Raw genomic sequence first — 24,152 nt, forward strand, 5'->3', positions numbered from 1 at the left:
AAGGGTGTATTCGAATCTGCGGATACACCCTTGTTTTTTATTGATATACAAAATAGTAGATGAAAATATTTGCAAAGTAGCGAATTTCAGTAACTTTGCAATTTCCTTTTAATTATTCTAATAAATGATGCCTATGAAGAAATTACTACTCCTGTCTTTAGTTCTTCTGTGTAGCTTAACAGCATGGACGGCCCAGCGCTCTCCGGAAGAAGCTCTTTCTATTGCCCGTTCCTTCTTTATGCAGTCATCCGGGGCTGTAACCCGTAATGCTGGTGATATTCATTTGGTGGCAGTTTCCAATGATTTGCTGAAATCTGTATCTACCCGTAGTGTGGAAGGAACAGCTTTTTATATTTATAACTATGAGCAGTCTGCCTATGTCATAGTATCCGGTGATGACCGTATGAAGCCTGTGTTGGGTTATTCGGATAATGGGAGTTTCATAACTGAAAACTTACCGGTAAATATACTTGGGTGGTTGGAATTATATAATGCCGCCTATGCTGAACTGGGTAATGGCGAAAAAGCGGTTACTGAACCTAAATTACTTACTAAAACAAGTTTTCCGGCATCTGTATCTCCTTTACTGGGAAGTATATGTTGGGATCAAAGTGCACCGTACAATAATAACTGTCCCCTTTATCAGGGAGAACGCTGTGTGACGGGATGTGTAGCTACGGCAATGGCTATGATTTTAAAATATCATGAATACCCAGTAAAAGGAAAAGGTACTCATTCTTATAAAGCTCCTAATGGAATTGAATGTTCTTTTGATTACGGAAATACTACCTTTGACTGGAATAATATGCTTCCACAATATTCTGGAACTTATGCTGCCGAACAGGCTGACGCTGTTGCTCAATTAATGTTGGCCTGCGGTGTAGCGGTTGATATGCAATATTCACCTTACAGTTCCGGAGCTTATTCATATCAGGTAGGCCAAACATTAATTGACTACTTTGGGTATGATGGTAATTTGGGGTTGGTATATCGTCAATATTTTACTTCTGCCGAATGGATGAATCTGATTAAATCAGAAATAAACGAGAAACGTCCTATCTACTATTTTGGCTCATCGGATGATGGAGGACATGCGTTTGTCTTTGATGGTTATGATACTCAGGATATGGTTCATGTCAATTGGGGATGGAGTGGAATGAATAATGGCTACTTCGAAGTTGCTTCCTTAAATCCAGATTCTCCCGGTATTGGTGGTGGGAGTAATCTAGGAGGAGGATTTACGAGAGGCCAAGGGATGTATCTGGGGATACAACCACCTACTTCTTCTTCAAACTTTACTTCTCATTTTTATATGACGGAGTTGGAAGCAAACAAAACAGAAGTAGTTAAAGGCGAAGCTTTTAAACTGGAAATTACAGGGTTTACCAATATGAGTATGGTCTGGAAAAATGGTGATTTGGCGGTGATAGCCGAAAGGGATGGTCAACAATCAGTATTAGGCCAGGATGCTTTGAAAATGGAAATAAATACGTTTGATGCCTATAATTTCTCTTTTTCTGGTTTGACAATACCTAATAACTTTGCTGATGGAACTTATTCCGTATATGTAGCTACCAAAGATGAACGCGAAGCAACATGGAGTCGTGTGCGTGGCTACGTAGGTTCTGAAACGCAACTCATTCTTGTAGTAAGTGGTAATAAATGTACTTTGACTCCGTTCAGTGGTAATCTTGATCTTGAAAAGGATATTGAGGTAGGCGTGGAATTAGTACATAGTTTATATAGCGGTCTCAAGGGAGATTTCAAAATGTTGGTTTCTAATAAAAGTACATCAGATGAATATTATGGTTTAGTGGGGATTGCGCTTTTTACTGCAGATGAAACTCCGCGCTTTGTTGCGATAGTTGGTGATGCACAAGTAGAAGTGAAACCGGGTACGATTAATAGAGAACTGGTCATATCCGGAGACTTAGTCGTTAGTGATAACTCTGTTCTTTCAAAAATCCCTGCTGGAGAGTATTATGTTCGTCCCTGTATAGATTGGGGAGTAAGTACGTATGTTATCGGAGAATTAACTCCGGTCACCATAAAGGAGGTGCGTGGAACCGCAGATTTGAAAGTCAGTCAGCCACATTTGGAGAAGGAACAACTTCAAGTAGGTGAGACCCTGAAATTTCTGGCTGATCTGTCACTGTCTGGTGATGGAAACGTATATACTGGAACATTGACAGCAGCAATTTTCGAGAATGCTATAGGTTACGCATACAGTGTACACTATCAGAATGTATTTGTGGAGGCGGACCAGACGAAAAATCTTGTAATGGAAATTCCTCTGAGTCTAGGTGAAGGAAGACATGCTGTTTGTTTGTATAAATCAGGTACTAATGGAGACTTAGTGACAATTAGCACTCTCTACTTTTCTGTAGGACCAGCTACCGGTATTGAGGATGAAGTAGCCGATGAGGATGGATTAGTTATCTATCAGCAACCAGTAGACGAGATTCTTAATATCCGTACTTCTAATGCTGTCCAAATGATCTCTGTCTATAATCTGTCCGGACAACAGATGATACAGCAAAAAGAGCCCGGAGATAAAAAAGAGTATTCTATACCAGTAAAAGGGTTGACCGCAGGTTACTATATTGTAGTATTACAGTCGGCTGATGGTAAGGTATACAAGAGCAAGTTTATGAAACGTTAGACTATATATTTATAGTATGGAGGGCGAGGCTATTCTATTAACTTAGGATGGCCTTGTTTTTTATATTCTAATGAACGATTTTCACTCTAAAACGTTCATTTGCGATAGGATCATCAAAAAAAGTATTCAAAATCATCTGACGAACCATATATTTCAGTAATTTTGTCTTTCTAATGAACAACAAGATAGTGATTTGTGTCATTCGTTGAGGTGCTACTAAAATAACTAACCCCTAACTATATGAGGTGTACACTACTCTTTCTATTTATTCTTCTTACAAGTCGGCTTCTTGCTGATAATGTAACAGCAGAGCAGGCTCATGCTTTAGCTGCCGATTTCCTTAAAACGAATGTTCAAACCCGTAACACTTCTGCATCACCACAGCTGCAATTAGTTTGGGATGGAGAAGATTTGAGTACTCGTAGCACAGGGAGTCTTCCGGCTTTCTATGTTTTTAATAATACCGATCGGAAAGGCTTTGTTATTATTGCCGGAGATGATGTGGCTATGCCCGTATTGGGGTATTCTTTTACGGATAACTTTGTGGTAGATGGGATGCCTTCTAATCTGAAAAGTTGGATGAATGGGTTGAGAGAGCAGATCAATAGAGCCAGAGAGACAGGACTGAATGCTTCCGATGTTGTATCCAAAGCATGGAGAGGGGTGTCGGACATGACTACGGGAGACGTGGTGAAGCAATATGAAACGGCAAAGTGGGATCAAATCAGTCCCTATAACTTCCTTTGTCCTGAAATTAATCGCATTCGAACTGTAACAGGTTGTGTTGCAACGGCTGTAGCTATACTTATGAGATATTATCAATGGCCGGATGTGGGTACGGGAACTCTTCCGACTTACAATTATACAGCACATATAAATGGAAGAGAAATTTCCCAGACAGTGCCAGAAAGGACATTAGGCAATACTTATGCGTGGAATAATATGCCACTTGAATATGATTGGAATTCTTCAGAAGTCACCGAAAATGAAGTTGCAACTTTGATGTACGATTGTGGTGTTATGGCTCAGGCTGAGTTCAATATAGCTTCTGCCGGTGGTACCGGTGCTGCTACATTAACAGCAGTTCGTGGATTGGCTGAGTATATGAAGTACGATAAAAGTATGTTGTGTCTTCGTCGCGAATGGTACTCGGATACAGAGTGGATACAAATGTTGGAAAATGAAATAATGACAGTAGGTCCTGTGCTTTATGGTGGAGCTACTCTTAGTAATGAAGGGCATCAGTTTATACTGGATGCATACACAACAGAGAATTATTTCAGAGTAAATTGGGGATGGAGTGGGCATAGCAATGGTTTCTTTCTGATTTCCGCTTTAAATCCGAATGATCAGGGGGCAGGCGGTAGCACTGGCGGTGGTTTCATTGTGAATCAAGATGCTTTGTTTGGGCTAAAGCCGGCAAAAGGAAATTCAAACTATCAGACTTTGTTGGGGATGCTTGCTGGAAAAACTGGCAGTGGAGAATCTTACTCCGGTTTGATAACTTCTGAAACTCAGTTTAATGTAAATACTAATTTTACTGTGAAATGCGGCTTTTTCTGGAATCTCGGATTAATTCCGTTTTCTGGAAAAGTAGCTTTAGCTATAGTTGATAAGAATCAGAATATTAGAGAACTTATATCAGGTACTTCATCTATTTCAAGCATGAAGACATATGGTGGTATGGCCTTTACGTTCCCTTGTAAAATCTCATTGTCTTCACAACCCGGAGATCGTATTGTTGCAGTCTACAAAGGAACAAATGATACTGATTGGAAAATTGTTCGTGGTGGTCCTGACACTACGAATGAGATTATCGTTAAGGCCGATCCTACTCCAATAATCGAGACCGAACAAGAAACTCAGTTTACTGTTTATTGTGATAAGCAACAAGGAACTGTGATTGCTCATTTGCCGGAGAATTCCCATACGTTGAATATATATGATGTAAATGGACGTTTATTGAGACAAATATTGTCTGAAGGAAAAGAAACTATAACTTTCTCTTGTCGGGAATATCCTACGGGAGTGTATATATTGCAGGTTATAACAGATAAGGGAAGTCAACAATGTAAGTTTTTAAAATGAAAAAAGAAATTAATATTGTAATAGCGGCTTTACTTGTACTATTGGCAGGTTGTCGCTCTGCGAAAAAAGAAACAACGGTTACATCGGATATGCAAAAGATAGAAATGAATTCTATGGCGATTACTCCACAACTGACAGGTGGTAGTCCAGCCTCTACTTCACCAATAGTCTATGTCTATAAGACAAAGGCTGATTATTTACATCGGGTACCGGTTCTAATGGATGAGGCTCGTACACGTATCTTGTCCTATCCCGCACCCGGGGATTTGAAAATGGGTAATGGATTACGTCTGCCTACTGTTTTGGATAAAGGCTACTTGCTGGATAATAAAGGAATAGGTCCTAATGTGGCTTTTCTTACCTATACATATGAAGAGTATAGCCAGTTGCCCACAGCACCTTCCATGGACGATTTGATGTCACATATTCTTGATAAATATCCTTTATTGGAAATACATGCATGTGGTCGTCGTGCTGATTATAAAGACATTGTTCCAGAATTAAATGAGAAAATAGCAGAAGGAATTCTGCAAAAATAATTATATTTGTCGCCCAATATTTAATAAATAGGTATAGTAAATGAAAGAATTTGTAATCTCCGAAGTACAGGCAGAAACGGCGGTATTAGTTGGTCTCATCACGAAAATGCAGGATGAGCGTAAGACGAATGAATACCTCGATGAACTGGAATTCTTGGCTGAGACAGCCGGGGCGGAAGTAGTGAAACGATTTACTCAGAAGCTGGATCAGGCACATTCTGTGACCTACGTCGGAAAGGGTAAACTGGAAGAAATAAAAGAATATATCCGGAGCGAAGAGGAAGCCGAACGGGAAATCGGTATGGTGATTTTCGATGATGAACTCTCCGCGAAACAAATACGTAATATTGAAGCGGAGTTGAAGATCAAGATATTAGATCGTACTTCGCTTATTCTCGACATATTTGCCATGCGTGCACAGACAGCTAATGCAAAGACGCAGGTGGAACTGGCACAGTATAAATACATGCTTCCCCGCTTGCAACGTTTGTGGACCCACTTGGAACGTCAGGGTGGTGGTTCCGGCGCCGGTGGTGGTAAAGGTTCCGTGGGACTTCGTGGTCCGGGCGAAACGCAGTTGGAAATGGACCGTCGTATCATCTTGAACCGTATGTCATTGCTGAAAGAGCGCTTGGCGGAGATTGATAAGCAAAAGTCGACTCAGCGGAAGAACCGCGGGCGCATGATTCGTGCGGCATTAGTGGGATATACCAATGTGGGTAAATCTACATTGATGAATCTGCTGGCTAAGAGTGAAGTCTTTGCAGAAAACAAGCTGTTTGCGACATTGGATACTACGGTGCGCAAGGTGATTATTGATAATCTGCCGTTCTTGCTTTCAGATACGGTTGGTTTCATCCGTAAGTTGCCGACAGACTTGGTCGATTCTTTTAAATCAACTCTGGACGAAGTGCGCGAGGCGGATTTGCTGTTGCACATTGTGGATATTTCACATCCTGATTTTGAAGAACAAATAGAAGTAGTCAATAAAACTCTGGCAGATATCGGTGCATCCGGTAAGCCTATAATACTTGTTTTTAATAAAATAGACGCTTACACCTATGTGGAGAAAGCGGCTGACGACCTTACCCCCAGAACAAAGGAAAACTTGACACTCGAGGAACTGATGAAGACTTGGATGGCAAAGATGGAGGATAATTGCCTCTTTATCTCTGCCCGTGAGAAGATCAATTTAGAGGAACTGAAGAGCGTAGTTTATGCGCGTGTAAAAGAATTGCATGTACAGAAGTACCCTTATAACGATTTTCTTTATCAGACCTACGAAGAAGAGTTATGAATTGAGAATTATGAATTATGAATTATGAATTACTGTGCAGCATCATAGCACAGCTCATTCATGATTCATAATTCATAATTCATAATTATCTTATGCTTATGGATTACAGACATTTAACCGAAGACGAGATACTTCGGTTGAAAAGCCAGTCGTGTCTGGCAGATGATTGGGGGAAAGTAACGGTAGCGGAAGACTTTGTTACCGAATTTGTGCATCATACCCGGTTTTCGGGAAATGTACGTTTAGGTGTGTTTCAATCAGAATTCACATTACCGGGAGGAATCAAGAAACACTCCGGCCTGCGCCATGTGACGCTACACAATGTCTCTGTAGGAGATAACTGTTGCATAGAGAATATCCAGAATTACATTGCTAATTATGAAATCGGGCATGATACATTTATTGAGAATGTGGATATTATCCTGGTAGATGGTTTGAGTAAATTTGGCAATGGGGTAGAGGTGTCCGTGCTGAATGAAACAGGTGGGCGAGAGGTACTTATCAATGATAAACTTTCTGCGCACCAAGCCTATATCCTGGCGCTTTACCGTCACCGTCCGGAACTGATTTGCCGGATGAAGGCTATTACTGATTTTTATTCCAATAAGCATGCTTCTGCAATAGGTAGCATTGGCAACCATGTCATGATACTCAATACAGGGTCTATCAAGAACGTGCGTATTGGAGATTACTGTCACATTTGTGGGACGTGTCGTCTTTTTAATGGAAGCATCAATAGTAATGAAGAAGCACCGGTACATCTTGGTCATGGGGTTATCTGTGATGATTTTATCATCTCATCCGGTTCGCATATAGATGATGGGGCGATGTTAAGCCGCTGTTTCATAGGACAGGCTTGTCGTTTGGGACATAATTATTCGGCATCGGAATCTCTCTTTTTCAGCAATTGTCAAGGAGAAAACGGTGAAGCATGTGCCATTTTTGCCGGACCTTTCACGGTGACGCATCATAAATCCACTTTATTGATTGCCGGTATGTTTTCATTTATGAATGCCGGTTCCGGATCTAACCAAAGTAACCATATGTATAAGTTAGGTCCTATTCACCAGGGAACTTTGGAGCGTGGTGCTAAGACTACTTCCGACTCTTATATCCTATGGCCTGCCCGTGTGGGAGCTTTTTCATTGGTGATGGGACGCCACGTCAATCATTCCGATACATCCAATCTGCCTTTTTCCTATCTGATAGAACAGAATAATACCACTTATCTTGTGCCGGGCGTTAACTTGAGGAGTGTCGGAACCATCCGTGATGCGCAGAAATGGCCGAAGCGTGACGGACGTACTGATACTAATAAGTTGGATTTCATCAATTACAACTTGCTCAGCCCTTATACCGTACAAAAGATGTTCAAAGGGCGAGAGACTTTGCAGAATCTGCGCCATGCTTCCGGAGAACTTTCTGATATTTATTCTTTCCATAGTGCTAAAATCCGTAATTCAGCGTTAGTGAAGGGGATAAAGTTCTATGAGATAGCTATTCATAAATTCCTTGGTAACTCTGTAATCAAGCGTCTGGAAGGTATTGATTTTAAGAGTAACGAAGAAATACGTGCCCGTCTGAAACCTGATACGGTAATAGGTAGTGGTGAGTGGGTAGATATTTCCGGATTGATAGCTCCGAAGAGCGAGATAGATGCTTTAATCAATGATATAGAGTGTGGTAAAGTGGACCGTCTGAAGTCGATTAATGAGGAATTCGAGAAGATGCATCAGAACTACTATACTTACGAATGGACTTGGGCTTATGAGAAGTTAGAAGAGTTCTATGGTATCAAGCCTGAGAATATTACGACAGCAGATATTATCCGTATTGTAGAAAAGTGGAAAGAAGCTGTAGTTGGGCTGGACCGTATGGTGTACGATGATGCTAAGAAAGAATTCTCACTGGCCTCCATGACGGGCTTTGGTGCCGACGGTTCGCGTGCAGAGAAAGAAATGGACTTTGAACAGGTGCGTGGAGATTTCGAAAGTAATCCGTTTGTCACTGCTGTGCTGAAGCATATAGAAGATAAGACGGCATTGGGTGACGAATTGATAGATCGTATGCAGCAAGTAGCATCATTTTACTCTAATTAAAGAAATATTTCAATAATAGTTCTTACCTTTGTGCTACGATTCATTAATTTAATTTACGAGTAATTATGGCAACAACACCTCCGTTCCACTATCAACCTATGTTCGAGCATGGGGAAGATAAGACTGAGTATTATCTGCTTACAAAAGACTATGTATCCGTAAGCGAGTTTGAAGGAAATCCCATTCTGAAGATTGAAAAGGAAGGTCTTACAGCAATGGCTAATACGGCTTTCCGCGATGTGTCATTCATGTTGCGCCGTTCGCACAATGAGCAAGTTGCTAAGATTCTGCGCGACCCAGAAGCAAGTGATAATGACAAATATGTAGCACTAACTTTCCTGCGTAATGCAGAAGTAGCCTCCAAAGGTGTGCTTCCTTTCTGCCAGGATACCGGTACGGCTATTGTTCATGGTGAAAAGGGACAACAGGTATGGACCGGATATTGCGATGAAGAAGCACTTTCATTGGGCGTCTACAAAACATATACTGAAGAAAACCTGCGCTACTCTCAGAATGCTCCGTTGAATATGTACGACGAGGTGAATACAAAATGTAACCTGCCCGCACAGATTGATATCGAAGCTACCGAAGGCATGGAATATAAATTCCTCTGTGTGACTAAAGGGGGTGGTTCGGCAAATAAGACTTATCTCTATCAGGAAACAAAGGCAATCCTGAATCCCGGTACATTGGTTCCTTTCCTTGTTGAGAAGATGAAAACCCTGGGTACAGCTGCTTGTCCTCCTTATCATATTGCTTTCGTCATTGGTGGTACTTCTGCTGAGAAGAACCTGTTGACCGTGAAGTTGGCATCTACTCACTACTACGATGAATTACCAACTACCGGTAATGAATACGGTCGTGCTTTCCGCGATGTAGAACTTGAAAAAGAAGTACTGAAGGAAGCTCACAAGATTGGTCTTGGTGCACAGTTTGGCGGTAAATATCTGGCTCACGATGTACGTATCATTCGTTTGCCTCGTCATGGTGCTTCTTGTCCGGTAGGTTTGGGCGTTTCTTGCTCTGCCGACCGCAACATCAAGTGTAAGATCAATAAGGATGGTATCTGGATTGAAAAGCTTGACAGCAATCCGGGTGAACTTATTCCGGAAGAAATGCGTCATGCAGGCGAAGGTGCCGTCGTTAAGATAAACCTGAACCAACCGATGGCAGATATTCTGAAAGAACTGACTAAATATCCGGTAGCCACCCGCTTGTCACTGAACGGTACGATTATCGTGGGACGTGATATTGCTCATGCTAAGCTGAAAGAACGTCTGGATCGTGGCGAAGACTTGCCACAATATATCAAGGATCATCCTATTTATTATGCCGGTCCTGCTAAAACTCCCGCCGGAATGTCTTGTGGCTCTATGGGCCCCACTACTGCGGGACGTATGGACTCGTATGTAGAGTTGTTCCAGAGTCATGGTGGCAGTATGGTTATGCTTGCTAAGGGTAACCGTAGCCAGCAGGTGACGGATGCTTGTAAGAAATACGGTGGTTTCTATCTCGGTTCTATCGGTGGTCCTGCTGCTATCCTGGCACAGAACAATATCAAGAGTATCGAATGCGTGGAATATCCCGAACTCGGCATGGAAGCTATCTGGAAGATTGAAGTAGAAGACTTCCCGGCATTTATCCTGGTAGATGATAAAGGCAACGATTTCTTTAAGCAACTGAAACCATGGAATTGCAGTAAGTAAAAGATATTTTTTCTATCAATTAAGTGAAAGCTGTCCCGAAGAAGTTTATCAACTCCTTGGGACAGCTTTCTCTGTTTATTCTCACCTTGGTGAGTATCTATTCTCTATTAAGTGAGTATTTATTCTCAATACGCTGAGTATCGCTTCTCTATTTGATGAGCATTTTTTCTCACTATGGTGAGAAAAATGAGGATACTAATACCTATCTTTACGCCTTCAAAGTCAGATTAATCTTATTGATAATATGGAAACTACTACCTGCATTTCTCCGAAGGCGGATTCTCGTGTTGTTTGGCTGGATGTCGTACGACTAATAGCGATGTTTACCGTGGTTTGTTGTCATTGCACAGACCCTTTTAATTTCTATCCGGGAACGGCTCCCAATATTGAAGACATCAAGTTCTGGGGAGCTATTTATGGGGCAGTATTACGGCCATGCGTACCCCTATTCGTGATGATAACAGGGGCTTTGCTGCTTCCGGTGCGTGGTGATGCATCCGTATTCTATAAGAAACGCATTCCGCGTGTGTTCTTTCCTTTCCTTATCTGGTCGGTGATTTACAATCTTTTCCCTTGGATTACCGGATTGCTGGGAGTAGAGCCGCGGGTGATTCTCGACTTCTTCCCGTATTCGGGTGAAGAAGTGATGCGACAGTCTCTGGCTGTCAGTATGGGATATATTGCAGAGTTCCCCTTTAATTTTTCCATTCTTGACGTGCACATGTGGTACATTTATTTGTTGATTGGACTTTATCTGTATTTACCGATATTCTCCGCCTGGGTAGAGAAAGCTTCAGAGAGGGCTAAACTCTGGTTCTTGGCTGCATGGGGAGTGACACTGCTTATACCTTATTATAATGAGTTTGTAGCGCAATATCTGTGGGGAACTTGTTCATGGAATTCATTCGGTATGCTTTATTATTTTGCAGGTTTCAATGGATACCTGCTTCTGGGACATTACTTGCGGAATCATGACTGGACGGGACAGCAGTCTGTGTTAATCGGTATTCCTATGTTTGTGGTGGGTTATGCGGTTACTTTCTTTGGGTTCCGTCACATGACGGCGTTACCTGAGTTTACAGATGAAATGTTGGAATTGTTCTTTACCTATTGTTCACTGAATGTAGTGATGATGACCATTCCTGTATTTATGTGGGCAAAGAAGGTGAATATCCGTTCGGAGAGGATAGTAAAAGCATTATCCAATCTGACGCTTTGTGGTTTTGGAGTTTATATGATACACTACTTCTTCACCGGTCCGTCAGTGGTATTGATGCGGGCGGCAGGTGTTCCGTTGTGTTTGCAGATACCTGTCGCCGCAGTGGTTGCATTTGGTGTCTCTTGGTTCCTGGTGGCAATGGCATACCGTTGCTTCGGGAAGAAGACAAAATGGGTAATGGGATAGTCTTGGAAGACTATCCTATTCAAGGTTCTTCTTCATAGTCAGGCGGTTTTCACCGTCCAAACGCTGGTACGATACTTCATTCATGATGCTTCGTATGAGGAATATACCCAGTCCGCCTATGGCACGCTCTTCAATGGGGATAGTAATGTCCGCATCAGGAGCGTTGGTAGGGTCGAAGGAGAGACCTTTGTCTGTCAATAAGAAAATTAGCTGTCCATCTGTCATGCTGGCTTTCAACCGGATTTCCTGATGCTCTTCCAATGGATAGGCATACATGATAACGTTACTGACAGCTTCTTCCAGAGCCAGGTTGATATGCATGGTTGTTTCCGGTGATAGAGACAATTCAGAACAGAGTTCTTCTACAAAGGTTGCCAATGCTGTAATTTCATCCAGTTCGTTGGTTATTCGAATCTCTTTTTCCATGATATTATACTTTTGTTATGTTAGGTTCGTAATGAATTAATAGGATGGTCATGTCGTCACTTGCTTCCGCCTCTTGTACATGAGATGCGATGGAGCGAATCACAGTATCTACTACAATGCGTATATCGCAAGAGGCGAGTGGAGCCAAAGTAGATAACAGGCGGTCTTCCCCATACAGTTCTTTGGAAGTATTCTCGGCTTCAGTTACTCCATCTGTGTAGAGGAAGAGCCGGGAACCTTTCTCAAGAATAATTTCTTCGTCGGTGTATTCCATATCTTCGAGTATTCCGACGAAGAGCTGTATCTTTGATTGCAGCAAAGTCGATTTTCCATCAACTCCAATTATGACAGGCGGATTATGCCCGGCATTGCAGAATCGCAGGCTTCCGGTTTTCAAATCCAATATACCGATAATGAGTGTGATGAACATGTTTGCTTCATTGTTTTCGGCAATGGAGTGATTCATCTTAGTCATAATTTCGGCAGGTGAAGTTACCTGTTGGGCGAGAGTACGGAATAAGCTGCGGGCAATGGCCATGAACAATGAAGCGGGAACGCCTTTACCCGATACGTCACCAATGACGAAATAGAGCCGGTCGCCATCGATGAAGAAATCATAGAGGTCGCCACCCACTTCTTTGGCGGGATGCAGTATGGCGTGCAAGTCTACATCGTCCCGTTCGGGGTATGGCGGGAATATTTTGGGGATCATTCCCATTTGTATTTCACGCGCTATGGATAGTTCGCTTTCGATGCGCTCCTTGGATGCTGTGGTGGTGCGTAGTTCCGAAACATATCCCGATAGCGAGTGTTGCATGTAGACTAATGAGTCGTGCAAATCCTTTATCTCGTCTTTTGAATGTACTTCGGGTATCTCTACATCGAAACGTCCCGTTGCAATGGAGCGAGCTGATTCGGAGAACTTTTTAAGAGGGCGCACCAGTCTGTATATGATCTGATATATCAGTGGAAGCAGTACCAACATTCCTATCAGGAATACATAGATAATGCGGTGTGAGGTCCGATCCAGACTATGAAGAATCACTTCGCCGGGACAGACAGTACATATAGACCAGCCGCAATTGGGTATGGCTGTATACAAAGCGTATGAACTTTGTTTCGCACTGTCGAACTGTACTGTGCCGGTAAGTCCGTCCAGCATGTTGTGCCCAATTTCTTCTTCCTTGTTGTCATTATTACTAAGCGCTACGGAAAAGATTGTTTCGTTCATTATCTTTTCCCGGTCAGGATGGGTGAGGAAACTACCGTTCCGGCTAAGCAAGAAGGTATAACTGGATTGGTAAGGCTTCAACTCATTTACCATATCGGTGAAACGGGACAGGGAAATGTTGGCGGTGAATATGGCGTACACTTCTCCTTGCTGGTTGCAAAGGGGAAGTGAGTATGTACTCATAATCGTGTTTCCGCCTCCCGTATCATAGTAAGGTTCACTCCAATAACTCTTTTTCAATAGTTTGGGTATCAGATACCAGTCCATACAAGGATAATCATAGTCTGCCCCGCCCAGTTTCAGAAAGTTTATGACCTCTTCCTCTCCTTCATTGATGCTGAAGGCATAGGGCATGAAGTATTTCCCTTTCTCTTTATAATATTCGGGAATGAAGGCGATACCGCTTCCCACGATCAGACTGTTATTTTTCACAATAGCTGTGAGAATGTCACGTAACGAATCGGGAGTGCTCAAGTTCTTTTCCACAATCCAAACGGATTGTTTGAGGGTTGCTTCTACAATCTGTAGCTCTCCGCTGATTTGCGTAGCCGTGTTCTGGAGTAATCCGTGTGCATGGTCAATGGCATCTTCCGTTATCTGCTTCCGGCTGTAATTGTAGAATAGCATCATGATGCAGATGAAAACTACCAGCGTAAACGACAACACGTAGATACTTAGCTTGGTAGCAAATGAAGGAGAAGAAATATGTTTCATGTGAATGATTGTATAATTAAGGTATATGAGAGGATGTTCACTTTACAAAATCTTCATAACGGATACTGGTTTTGTTTAAGTTTCTTGGTGCCAGTATCTGTACAGCACGTTCAAAGCCCTCCCGGCTGAGGCGATAAGTACGTTGTCCGCTTTTTCTGTCTATTTGCAGGCGGAGTACTTCTTCCAGCATTTTGCGTTGATGGTAACGGTTGGTACCTACATTGCCTCGTTTCACTTCTTCCATAACCATGTCGAGGGCTTCTTCCTGATGTTCATTGGCCCATGCCCAACCGCGTATGCTGGCTTTGGCCAGTTTATGGACGATTTCCGGATATTGATTATAAAAATCCTCTGTCACATATAACCCGTCTTCGGGTAGGTTGTATCCGTAGTCCGCAAAACGTGCGGAGTATATTGAATCGACATTCATGCCATACTCCGTTAATTCGAGGTATTCATTATAGCTTCCTACCAGACAAGGATCAGCGGCTCCGGAAAGGAATATGTTGACTCCGCTGTTGAATCGTATCCATCCGGTTTGTTGTAAACCGTAATGTTCTGCCAGTCTGTCCAGTAACTTCTGACTTAAGTGATTCCATACGGCAATCTTCCGGTTGTGTAACGATTCCGGGCCTTTTATGGGAGAATGGCTGATGAGCATCAGGCTGTTCTCTTGGGAAGTTTGCATAATATTCACTATACGTGCGCCATTCAGCCACTCCATAAAGGCATATGAAAGGTTCATGATTACCACCGGGGCACGCCCTTTTTCCATAAACGAAAAAGAACTTTCCGAGATGGCAGGGTGTTGTACGCGTACGTCAATTCCTTCTTCTTTATAAAAACCCAGTTTGTCTGCTACGTAGTAACCGGCAAATTGTGCTTGGGCAGTCCATTTCGGAGTGAGTGTAATGCCTTGTGCCTGTACCTTGCATGGAGTAAGTGACAAGGTTAATAAAATAGTGCTGAAAATAAATATTTTCATCATGATTATTATCGGATATTAAAGAGAGAAGTGCAGCCAGTCATTTCAAAAATATTCTTGATTTCCGGCTTCATGGCTTCAATAATAAGGCTTCCACGGTTTTTCTGTACACTCTTTTGTAGAATCAGGAAACAACGTAAGCCGGAACTGCTGATGTAAGACATCTGCTCACAATTGATGATAATATTGGGATTTACTTCTTGTAACAAGGGTTGTATAGCCATGCTGAAATCACGGGCATTGGCAGTATCCAGCCGGCCTTTTATATCCAGCACGATGATGCCGTCCACTCTACAAATATTTGTATCAAGCAGGGCATCCGGTTTAAAGTCTATATCCAGCCGCTTAACTAAAGTCAGTAGGTTTTGAGTGCCAATAGTCCGGTAATTCACTTCGTCCATTGTGCGGTGAATAAGGAAATGGCCTAAACCTTTGGTTAGCTGTTCTTCAAGCGATGGCTTTACGTCCGGGTTGCTTTTCTGGAATGGGTCGACTGCGACTCCTTCATCTGTAATCTGAAAAGTCAGTTTTCCGGGAGTGATGTTTGCTTGCAGTAGAATTTCACCTAATTTGTCGTCCGGATAGGCATTTTGGATGATATTAGCTATGATCTCTTCAATGGCGAGGTTTATGCTCATCGCAATTTCCGATGGGATGTTTAGCGATACTCCTAACTCTTCCATAAATTGGGAAATGCGACTGATTTCATTCAACTTGTTGTTGATAATAATTTCCTTTTCCATATTCTTTTGTTGATGTATTATGATAATGTGTATAGTAGTTTGGTAAAACCATGCAAATATCATTTTTTCCATCTACAATGAATCACTTTATACGTTTAAAAGCGTCCCACTTTGGCAGGAATAGCCAGAATGGTACTTGATACTATCTGAAAGTGGTACTAAAAAGATTGTATATCTTGCTCATTAGTTGAGAAGTTTTATATCTTTGCGCCGGATTAAAATACAATGCAAACAAATTCTTGTAAATAAAAAGCAAAATAAAAAATGACCAGTGTAATAATGTTATTTATTGAGCTATTGCTCGATATTGTCGGTCTTCTTACAGGAGGAAGTATCTGGAAGCGTTCATCGGAAAGAGGTATTCAGCGGGCTTGGGGAATGTTGGCTACTACCTTGTCGCTTCTTCTACTTTGTGATAATATAGAATGGATGTGGCTTTTCAGTCGGGGAGTAGAAGATATACCCCGTTTCGTAGAGGTACCTATGGATCACCTCTCTATCTGGCATATTGTTCGTGTGATATTCTTTTTCCAGCTCTTTTCTCTTTTTCCCATTGCTTCATTGCAACCGGGATGGATGTCGTTGACGAGGATTGTCAATTACTGTATTCCCATATTGCTGATTGTTTGCATTGCTTGCTGTTATCAGCTTTTCAACGGGCATTATACCTTGCTGAAATCCTTTGCAGATATCTGGAGAAATTTAGGTGAACAGGATGTTATAGTCAGATTGATTCTGTTTGTTATCAGTGTGCTGACACCTTCCCTGAATTTTCTTCTTCCTTATTTGAAGCGATGGATACCTGTACGGCGTAAACAGAGTAGGGGGATGTATATTTATATGGGATGTTTTGGACTTATCATGTCCGGCTATATTTGGCTGATGTTGAGAACCAGCGGCTTATGCTTCAATCTTTTCGGCTATTTTGTTATATTGCCGACTATTTGTTTGAATGTACTTTATTTGCGCAATGACAATCCGCTCTCTTTGCCTCCGCTGCCGGCAGATGATTTAAGTCCTAAAGAGATAGATGCTATAAAAGAAATTGAGGTATCGGCTGTAGTACTTGAGCTCAGTGAGAAATTACAGGTGCTTATGAAAGAGCGTACTCCTTTCACCAATCCTCAATACTCGTTGCAGGATATATTAACAGATGTGGGAACTAACGAGCATCGGTTTAATAAGGCTTTACGCTACAATGGTTTTTCTGGTTTCCGGGATTACATCAATTTTAATCGTCTGCAATACTTTAAGGAACAGGCTACTTTACGGAAAGAGCTGACAGTGAAGGAGCTTATGTTTATGAGTGGATTTACTTCCCGTTCCAGTTTCTATCGTTATTTTGCCAGTATAGAGAAGATCTCTCCAAGTGAGTATATAGACAGGCTTCAGCAAGAAGGAAAAACCCTTCCCCATAGGGAAGGGTAGTGCAGGGGCTCTATTGTATCTTATTCTTTTTCTTCCATTGCTCGTATTTCTTGAATACTTTCAGTCCATCACTGTTATACCAGCTATAACCGTTCCGGCGTTCGTATCCTATTTCAGAGATATTGAACTTCTTTACTCCGTCACGGTCACTGAAGAAGGGTTGATTGTTTTCTAATGTATAGAAGCGTGCCCATAAAGGAGGACAGTCGGTACATGCAACCATGCGATAGTCTTTCTTGCCTTCATCATTCGTGAAGAATTCTTTCTTTAGTCCTTCTATTTTGGAAGCTTTGAACCATTCAATCGCATTTTCTATGCATGTGATGACTTCTTGTGAAGGGTTGGGCAGGGACATTAATAAAATGACGATTTCGTCAGACTCTTGCCCACTCAGGGAAGGTAACTCATAAGCGCGTGCTTTGGCGGGAGCGAGGGTATGTTCATCATGCTGCGCACACCATACAGTCGGTTTGCCATTCAGTACTACCTGAGTTTTTAAAATACATTCTACACCTTTGTCGAAAGCGGCACGGGCACGGTCACAGATACTGTCGGGAACATAGGTGTAGGGCTCTTTCTTTTCATATACTTCACGCAGCAACTCCATGACATTTACCATCGCGTTGTCATTGTAGGTGATATGTGTATAGTAACCTTTAGGGCGGGGCCAGAATTGAGGCCAACCACCATTGGGATATTGTGCTTTGAGAATGTAGCGAATACCATCCAGTGCCCCATCTTTGTATTTCTCAATATGGGTGGCCAGGTACAAGCGTGAGAGATATTGTATCTCTGTGCTGGTAGCATCATTATCTATTGTACTTTCGTTTACTTCGTCTTTAGAGGCAAGTACATCTTCTAACTCCTGTTGAGTAAGTTCGGCAGGCATATAAATGTTTTTGGGCCAACCTCCGGTAGTTTGCTGGTAAAGTAAAACGTTGTCGCCAATGCGGATGGCTTCGTCGGTTTTAAAGAATTCGTCGTTGAGTTTGGGGGCCATCTTTACCCAAGTCTTGTACGGCATTTTTTCTTTGTAGTTTACGGTTTCTTGTGCAAATAGGTTTGTCAGGCAGATCAGAGCCAGGCAACACAGGCAAATCTTTTTCATGATCATTGTTTTTTATAGTTCTATGATGGCAAAAGTAGAGGAAAAAAACTTGCCTGATGGGGAATAATTGTTCTATTCCAGGTATTTTGTTACCTTCCCACTGATTTGCAACAAGGAAATCTCACAAACTTTCGTATTGTATTCCGCAGAAAGGATTCTTTCCTCCGCATCCAGAAGACTCTTTTGTGCTTCACGCATCTCGATACCGGAAAGGTTTCCCAACATATAGCGTTCCATGGCAATCTCGTGATTTTCCTTAGCGGCTACAAGGTTCTGACGTTCCAGGTTTAGCATTTGCAGGTTATTCTGGTAGGCTTGCCACAAATTACTCAGGTCGGCACGCAATGCCTGTTCCAGTTGCTCCCGTTCCAGTCGGGCATTCTGAATGGCAATACGCGCATTGTTACGTTCCCGGCGGCGATTCCCGTCGAACAGGTTGAAGCCAATAGTCAGACCAAAGTTTGCTCCGAGATTACCACGCTGGATATTGGTAGCAACATCATATTTATTGAAAGTATAGCCATACCCCCCGTTCAGCTTCAGATAAGGGTAGTCGCGGGAGCAAACCTTCTTGTAATCCAGTTGTGCAAGTGTATTGTTTTGATGGGCTCTCAGCAGGGAGGCATTCGTTTGCAGGGTAGCATTCCAAAGCTCTTCAAAGTTCAGACTGCCGTCTACATTGATAAGGCTATCCTGGACAACAATCGGTTGGTCCACATCTTCATTTGCCATCAGTTCGTTCAGTTGGATACGGGAGGTATGCAATAACTCTTGCTGCTTCATGTACTGGGCACTGTCGGCATTGAAGTCCACTTTTGCCTGTTGGTAATCCAGACGGGAGAAGTTACCGATGTGATAACGCTCCTCTACGATACGTAAGCGTTCTTTGGATAGAGATACGGCGTAGCGGAAATTATTCAGGCGGATTTTATGTTGCAGGTAGTTGTAATATTCCGCTGCAATATTGGCTATCAAATCTTCTACGGCAATACGGGTGTTTGTTTCACCTTGTCGTTCCAGTTCCTTCAACCGTTGGTAGTTGGCAGTGATGTTGAAACCGTCAAAGATAGTCCAATTCAGATTGAGACCTACATTCATGGCCTGGTCGAATACACCATTCTCTTTGAGGTGTTCTCCGGTGGCACGCACTTTACTGTCAGTGTTATCAACAGTTCCTTTATAACTTGCTGACAGGTCAAGTGTCGGCAGATAGCCGGCGTTGCCCAATGTTGCATTGTTCTTGGAGACTTGTTCCTCATTGCGGGTAATGCGCAACGAGTAATTGTTTTGAAGTCCGTTTTCCAGACAGGATTTCAGTGTATAAGATTGAGGCATCTGCGCCTGCAAAGCAAGCGAGGTGCAACAAATCGTTATGAGGGATAAAATCGTACGTTTCATGATTTCTTTAACTTACTGCGGTTAGTGGATATATAGCTATATATGGCAGGTACGATGTACATGGTCAGGAATGTGGATACCAACATACCTCCCACTACGGCCGTACCCATGGCAATACGCTGATTACAACCTTCACCCGAAGCGAATGCCAGCGGTATCAGTCCCAGAATGGTAGAGGCACTGGTCATCAGAATAGGGCGCAGACGTTGTAGTGATGCATCTTTGATGGCTTCCATCTTGTCTTCTCCGGCTTCTTGCTTCTGATTGGCAAATTCTACAATGAGGATACCGTTTTTCGCTACCAGACCAATCAGCATAATGATACCGATCTGGCTGAAGATATTCATTGTAATGTCGCCGAAATACATGAATATCAAGGCACCTGCAATGGCCAAAGGCACGGTAAGCATGATAATCAGCGGGTCCTTGAAACTCTCGAACTGAGCTGCCAGAATCAGGTAAATCAGCAAGATGGCCAGTACGAAAGCAAACATCAAACTGGAAGAGCTCTCCCGATATTCTTTAGAGTCTCCGGTCAATGCAGTACGGAATGTATCGTCCAGTGTTTCCTTGGCTATTTTATCCATTTCATCCAATCCCTGTCCGATAGTCTTTCCATCGGCAAGTCCGGCGGAAATGGTGGCGGAAACGAAACGATTGTAACGGTATAACTGCGGTGGAGCAATACCACCGGTCAGTTCAATCAGGTTGTCCAACTGCACCATCTCTCCTTTGTCACTACGGATATAGATACCTTTCAGGTCGGCAGGTTTATTACGCTGTTGACGGTTGATCTCTCCTAATATCTCATATTGCTTTCCGTTCATATAGAAGTAACCCATACGCTGACCGCTCAATCCGTACTGTAAGGTTTGTGCAATGTTGCGTGTACTTACTCCCATGATACTTGCTTTATCACGGTTGATGTTGATACGTGCTTCTGGCTTACTGAATTTCAGGTTTACATCAGCCATCTGGAATACCGGATTTTCATAAACTTTGGCCATGAATTCCGGTAGCACCTCTTGTAATTTCTCAATATTGGTAGCCTGTAGTACGTATTGCACCGGCATACCTCCACGACGTCCACCGAAAGAGGAAGACTGTTGTACGAAAGAGCGTGCCATCGTCTTCTTTTGTACCGCCCGGGAGATTTGCTCTGCTACTTCCATCTGTGTGTAATCACGATCCTTCATGTCTTTCAATGTGATACGCACATTACCGCTACCGCTTGATACACGCGCAGTAACAGACTCTGCATCCGGAAGTATGGAATCTACCAGCTGGTTGATGTCTTCTGTGTAATCCCGTATATATTCATACGTCACACCCTCAGCTCCACGCGTGTTGATGCTGATTTGCGAACGGTCTTCAAGGGGGGCCATTTCTGCGGGGATAGCATTCCAAAGGAATACAATGATAAATAAAGTACCTAATACAAGAGGCATGGCCAACCAGCGTTTGTGCAAGAAGATCTCCAACGACCGGCTATATATGCGGTTCATTCCTTCAAAGAACGGTTCGGTTTTTATATAGAACCAGTTTTTCTTTTCTTGTTTCACCAGCAATTTGGTGGCAAGCATAGGTGTGAAAGTCAACGCAGCAAACGAAGAGATGATTACCGAACCGGATACCACAATACTGAATTCACGGAAAAGCCGTCCTGTCATACCATCCATAAATACAATGGGGAAGAATACGGCCACCAATGTGATAGTGGTAGAGATTACGGCGAAGAAAATCTCTTTAGCACCTTCGATACCAGCTTCTTTGGGGGGCATTCCACGCTCAATGCGGACATAGATATTCTCCGTCATAACGATAGCATCATCCACTACAAGCCCCACTGCTAATACTACCGCCAACATGGAAAGCACATTGATGGAGAATCCTGCCAGGTACATCACGAAAAATGCACCGATAAGCGAAACCGGAATTACGATACAAGGTACCAGTGTAACGCGCCAGTCACGCAGGAAGAGGAAAATAATAATGATAACGAGGATAAATGCGACATATACGGTTTCCTTTACTTCGTCAATGGAAGCACGGATAAACTTGGTGTTATCAAAACCGTAAGAATATTGCACGTCTTCAGGAAGGTCTTTCTTCATCTGTTTCATGCGTTCGTAGACAGCATCGGCAATTTTAATATGATTGGCACCCGGCTGCGGAATCACAACGATACCCACCATAGGCACCCCATTCATCTTCATGTAGCTTTTTATATCCGCCGGACCTAATTCTGCCCGTCCGATATCACTGAAGCGAACAATACGGTTATTATCTTCCCGCAGGATCAGGTTGTTAAACTCTTCTGCCGTATGCATCAGTCCTAACGTACGGATGGTAAGCTCCACCGTATTACCCTCAATACTTCCGGACGGGAGTTCTACATTTTCTTTATCTACTGCATTTTTAACGTCGATAGGAGTAATGCCATAACCTGACATCTTGATCGGATCTAACCACAGACGCATGGAATAACGCTTTTCTCCCCAAATACTAACGCTACTAACGTCTGAAATAGTCTGCAATTGTTCTTTTACAGTGAGGTCGGCAATTTCACTCAATTCCAACAGAGAACGTTTATCACTTTGCAATGCAACCATCAGGATAGGCATAGCATCTGCATCTGCTTTTGATACCGTAGGCGGGTCACAGTCACGGGGCAGGTAGCGTTGAGCCCGTGAAACTTTATCACGCACGTCGTTTGCAGCAGTTTCCAGATCGACGGAAAGTTCGAATTCTACCGTAATACGGGATGAACCTTGCTGGCTGACGCTGGACAAGGAACGGATACCCGGAATACCATTGATATTTTGTTCCAGTGGTTCGGTAATCTGGTTTTCAATAACATCGGCATTTGCACCCGGGTAGGAGCAAGATACCGAAATGATAGGATTGTCCACGGACGGATATTCGCGAACGCCGAGGTAGCTGTACCCGATAATTCCGAAAAGCAGGATGATAAGGGTAAGCACCGTGGAAAGTACCGGGCGCCGTATACTGAGTTCAGATATATTCATAAGGCATCCGGTTTAATAAATGTTATCCAAAGTTACAGGGAGTCCTGTACGGAGTTGTAATGTTCCTGAAACTATAATCGTGTCCCCTTCCTGCAAACCTTGTAATACTTGGGTTTCGGCTTCCGTACGTATACCGGCTTGTATTTCTACAGGCTGGGCCTTTCCCGATTTATAAAGGAATATCTTATCCTTACCCATCTCCGGAACAATCGCTTCGGATGGAACGGCAAGGGCATCCTGAATTTCGTTTTTACTTAAACGGATGTCCGCATAACGTCCCGGCATCACATGACCGTTGGCATTGGGATAAAGGGCACGTAAAGTCAACGTATGGGTGTTTTGATCCATTCTGGATTCCCGGGCATAAACTTTAGCGTGGAAAGTCTCGAGCTTACCTTCAAGTCCGAAGTTTACTCCTGCACCGATTTTTACATCATTAGCGTAGCGTTCGGGAACGGAGAATTCTACCTTCAGCGGAGATACTTTAGTAAGTTTAGCTACAATGGTTGTAGGAGAGGCATAAGTTCCTACACTGACCTGGCGTAAACCAATCACACCGTCGAATGGTGCACGAAGCTCGGTTTGTGCAATGTTTGCCTCTATCAGATCTATGTCTGCATTCAGGGTTGCCAGTTCAGTTTTCACCTGTTCATAGGCTTCTTTACTGACTGCATCTCTTTCCAACAGAGCGTTTTGGCGGAATACGCGGTCTTCTGCTAATTTCAGTTGGGCAACAAGACGTTGCAACTGTGCTTGTAAAGGCCGGTCGTTTACTTTAGCCAGCAATTGTCCTTTTTTTACTTGGCTGCCCTCCTCGAAATTAATTTCTATAATTTTACCGGAAGTTTCGAAAGAAAGATCTACCTCTTCATCAGGCAACAAGCTACCACTGATTTTTATTTCATCTTTCAGCAGTTGAGGTTTTATGATCTTTGCGTTTACATTCAGTATTCTCTTATTATTGCGGTTAGTGCTCATAACTTTGTCTGCAGCCGCCAATTCTTTGTTCTCCTTAGGGAGTTGAGAATAAATACCCCCACCTATCAATCCGGCACCGATAAAAATGATGATGCCCCATTTAACTTTCTTATTCATGTATCAGTATTAGTATTACGTCAGATTATGTCAGCATGAATTTGGACATTTAGAGAACAGGAAGGTTTAATATGAGAAGCGTTAAAAAAGGTGATAAAGTGATAACATAACAATATTATCGTATGTGATTGTGATAGGAGGATAAGATGATTGACTGATAAAACGTTATCACATTGCCACTTTATCGCCCTATTACTTA

At 42.7% G+C, this 24,152-nt stretch carries 16 protein-coding genes; 8 read left to right on the forward strand and 8 right to left on the reverse strand.

Annotation, left to right across the window (positions count from 1 at the left end; genetic code table 11):
- Positions 1-133 precede the first annotated feature (133 nt).
- From DWW10_RS05900 to DWW10_RS05930, 7 genes are all read left to right on the forward strand, one after another.
- Entirely contained in the window at positions 134-2,662 is a 2,529-nt protein-coding gene (locus DWW10_RS05900; protein WP_259320427.1) for a C10 family peptidase, read from the forward strand.
- A gap of 240 nt (positions 2,663-2,902) precedes the next feature.
- Positions 2,903-4,750 carry a thiol protease/hemagglutinin PrtT gene (locus DWW10_RS05905; RefSeq protein ID WP_022391676.1) on the forward strand — a complete coding sequence of 616 codons (1,848 nt, stop codon included), beginning with the start codon at positions 2,903-2,905 and terminating at the stop codon, positions 4,748-4,750.
- Entirely contained in the window at positions 4,747-5,289 is a 543-nt protein-coding gene (locus DWW10_RS05910) for a hypothetical protein (RefSeq protein WP_022391675.1), read from the forward strand. The genes DWW10_RS05905 and DWW10_RS05910 overlap by 4 nt, the downstream gene beginning before the upstream one ends.
- 40 nt (positions 5,290-5,329) lie before the next feature.
- Positions 5,330-6,586, forward strand: a complete 1,257-nt coding sequence (hflX, locus tag DWW10_RS05915) for a GTPase HflX (protein WP_022391674.1) — start codon at positions 5,330-5,332, stop codon at positions 6,584-6,586.
- Between the two features lie 98 nt (positions 6,587-6,684).
- Positions 6,685-8,685 carry a DUF4954 family protein gene (locus DWW10_RS05920; protein ID WP_022391673.1) on the forward strand — a complete coding sequence of 667 codons (2,001 nt, stop codon included), beginning with the start codon at positions 6,685-6,687 and terminating at the stop codon, positions 8,683-8,685.
- Between the two features lie 65 nt (positions 8,686-8,750).
- Positions 8,751-10,391 (forward strand): fumarate hydratase, encoded by a 1,641-nt coding sequence (locus DWW10_RS05925; protein WP_022391672.1) that lies wholly within the window; start codon positions 8,751-8,753, stop codon positions 10,389-10,391.
- 244 nt (positions 10,392-10,635) lie between these two features.
- Entirely contained in the window at positions 10,636-11,796 is a 1,161-nt protein-coding gene (locus DWW10_RS05930; protein ID WP_022391671.1) for an acyltransferase, read from the forward strand.
- Positions 11,797-11,811: 15 nt separating this feature from the next.
- On the opposite strand, the gene DWW10_RS05935 is transcribed toward DWW10_RS05930, so the two are convergent.
- Genes DWW10_RS05935 through DWW10_RS05950 form a run of 4 tightly spaced genes read right to left on the reverse strand, consistent with a single transcriptional unit; the run spans position 11,812 to position 15,895 of the window.
- Positions 11,812-12,222, reverse strand: coding sequence for an ATP-binding protein (locus tag DWW10_RS05935; RefSeq protein ID WP_022391670.1), 411 nt, complete (start codon positions 12,220-12,222; stop codon positions 11,812-11,814).
- A gap of 4 nt (positions 12,223-12,226) precedes the next feature.
- Positions 12,227-14,167 carry a SpoIIE family protein phosphatase gene (locus tag DWW10_RS05940; RefSeq protein ID WP_022391669.1) on the reverse strand — a complete coding sequence of 647 codons (1,941 nt, stop codon included), beginning with the start codon at positions 14,165-14,167 and terminating at the stop codon, positions 12,227-12,229.
- Between the two features lie 37 nt (positions 14,168-14,204).
- Positions 14,205-15,155, reverse strand: coding sequence for an ABC transporter substrate-binding protein (locus DWW10_RS05945; RefSeq protein ID WP_118421545.1), 951 nt, complete (start codon positions 15,153-15,155; stop codon positions 14,205-14,207).
- A 5-nt stretch (positions 15,156-15,160) separates the two neighbouring features.
- Positions 15,161-15,895: an anti-sigma factor antagonist gene (locus tag DWW10_RS05950; protein WP_118421563.1), complete on the reverse strand. Its 735-nt coding sequence runs from the start codon at positions 15,893-15,895 to the stop codon at positions 15,161-15,163.
- A 264-nt stretch (positions 15,896-16,159) separates the two neighbouring features.
- Here DWW10_RS05950 and DWW10_RS05955 point away from each other — a divergent pair, with 264 nt between their 5' ends.
- Positions 16,160-17,323: a helix-turn-helix domain-containing protein gene (locus DWW10_RS05955; RefSeq protein ID WP_022391666.1), complete on the forward strand. Its 1,164-nt coding sequence runs from the start codon at positions 16,160-16,162 to the stop codon at positions 17,321-17,323.
- A 10-nt stretch (positions 17,324-17,333) separates the two neighbouring features.
- Here DWW10_RS05955 and pelA read toward each other — a convergent pair whose 3' ends face one another.
- The 4 genes from pelA to DWW10_RS05975 form a co-directional block, all read right to left on the reverse strand.
- Positions 17,334-18,431: a pectate lyase gene (gene pelA, locus DWW10_RS05960; protein WP_022391665.1), complete on the reverse strand. Its 1,098-nt coding sequence runs from the start codon at positions 18,429-18,431 to the stop codon at positions 17,334-17,336.
- Between the two features lie 72 nt (positions 18,432-18,503).
- On the reverse strand, positions 18,504-19,829 hold the full coding sequence (locus DWW10_RS05965; RefSeq protein ID WP_022391664.1) for a TolC family protein: 1,326 nt from the start codon (positions 19,827-19,829) through the stop codon (positions 18,504-18,506).
- Complete coding sequence (locus DWW10_RS05970) at positions 19,826-22,858, reverse strand: efflux RND transporter permease subunit (RefSeq protein ID WP_022391663.1); 3,033 nt, start codon at positions 22,856-22,858, stop codon at positions 19,826-19,828. The genes DWW10_RS05965 and DWW10_RS05970 overlap by 4 nt, the downstream gene beginning before the upstream one ends.
- A gap of 12 nt (positions 22,859-22,870) precedes the next feature.
- Entirely contained in the window at positions 22,871-23,953 is a 1,083-nt protein-coding gene (locus DWW10_RS05975; RefSeq protein ID WP_022391662.1) for an efflux RND transporter periplasmic adaptor subunit, read from the reverse strand.
- Between the last annotated feature and the right edge of the window lie 199 nt (positions 23,954-24,152).

Source organism: Bacteroides intestinalis, from assembly GCF_003464595.1.
In the GTDB taxonomy this organism is placed as follows: domain Bacteria; phylum Bacteroidota; class Bacteroidia; order Bacteroidales; family Bacteroidaceae; genus Bacteroides; species Bacteroides intestinalis_A.

Excerpts from the sequence above, each read along its gene's own strand:
- DWW10_RS05905 (WP_022391676.1), top strand. The coding sequence starts at position 2,903 with ATGAGGTGTACACTACTCTTTCTATTTATTCTTCTTACAAGTCGGCTT.
- DWW10_RS05900 (WP_259320427.1), top strand. The coding sequence starts at position 134 with ATGAAGAAATTACTACTCCTGTCTTTAGTTCTTCTGTGTAGCTTAACA.
- DWW10_RS05925 (WP_022391672.1), top strand. The coding sequence starts at position 8,751 with ATGGCAACAACACCTCCGTTCCACTATCAACCTATGTTCGAGCATGGG.
- DWW10_RS05945 (WP_118421545.1), bottom strand. The coding sequence starts at position 15,155 with ATGATGAAAATATTTATTTTCAGCACTATTTTATTAACCTTGTCACTT.
- DWW10_RS05975 (WP_022391662.1), bottom strand. The coding sequence starts at position 23,953 with ATGAATAAGAAAGTTAAATGGGGCATCATCATTTTTATCGGTGCCGGA.
- pelA (WP_022391665.1), bottom strand. The coding sequence starts at position 18,431 with ATGAAAAAGATTTGCCTGTGTTGCCTGGCTCTGATCTGCCTGACAAAC.
- hflX (WP_022391674.1), top strand. The coding sequence starts at position 5,330 with ATGAAAGAATTTGTAATCTCCGAAGTACAGGCAGAAACGGCGGTATTA.
- DWW10_RS05930 (WP_022391671.1), top strand. The coding sequence starts at position 10,636 with ATGGAAACTACTACCTGCATTTCTCCGAAGGCGGATTCTCGTGTTGTT.
- DWW10_RS05950 (WP_118421563.1), bottom strand. The coding sequence starts at position 15,895 with ATGGAAAAGGAAATTATTATCAACAACAAGTTGAATGAAATCAGTCGC.
- DWW10_RS05940 (WP_022391669.1), bottom strand. The coding sequence starts at position 14,167 with ATGAAACATATTTCTTCTCCTTCATTTGCTACCAAGCTAAGTATCTAC.
- DWW10_RS05935 (WP_022391670.1), bottom strand. The coding sequence starts at position 12,222 with ATGGAAAAAGAGATTCGAATAACCAACGAACTGGATGAAATTACAGCA.
- DWW10_RS05920 (WP_022391673.1), top strand. The coding sequence starts at position 6,685 with ATGGATTACAGACATTTAACCGAAGACGAGATACTTCGGTTGAAAAGC.
- DWW10_RS05965 (WP_022391664.1), bottom strand. The coding sequence starts at position 19,829 with ATGAAACGTACGATTTTATCCCTCATAACGATTTGTTGCACCTCGCTT.
- DWW10_RS05910 (WP_022391675.1), top strand. The coding sequence starts at position 4,747 with ATGAAAAAAGAAATTAATATTGTAATAGCGGCTTTACTTGTACTATTG.
- DWW10_RS05970 (WP_022391663.1), bottom strand. The coding sequence starts at position 22,858 with ATGAATATATCTGAACTCAGTATACGGCGCCCGGTACTTTCCACGGTG.
- DWW10_RS05955 (WP_022391666.1), top strand. The coding sequence starts at position 16,160 with ATGACCAGTGTAATAATGTTATTTATTGAGCTATTGCTCGATATTGTC.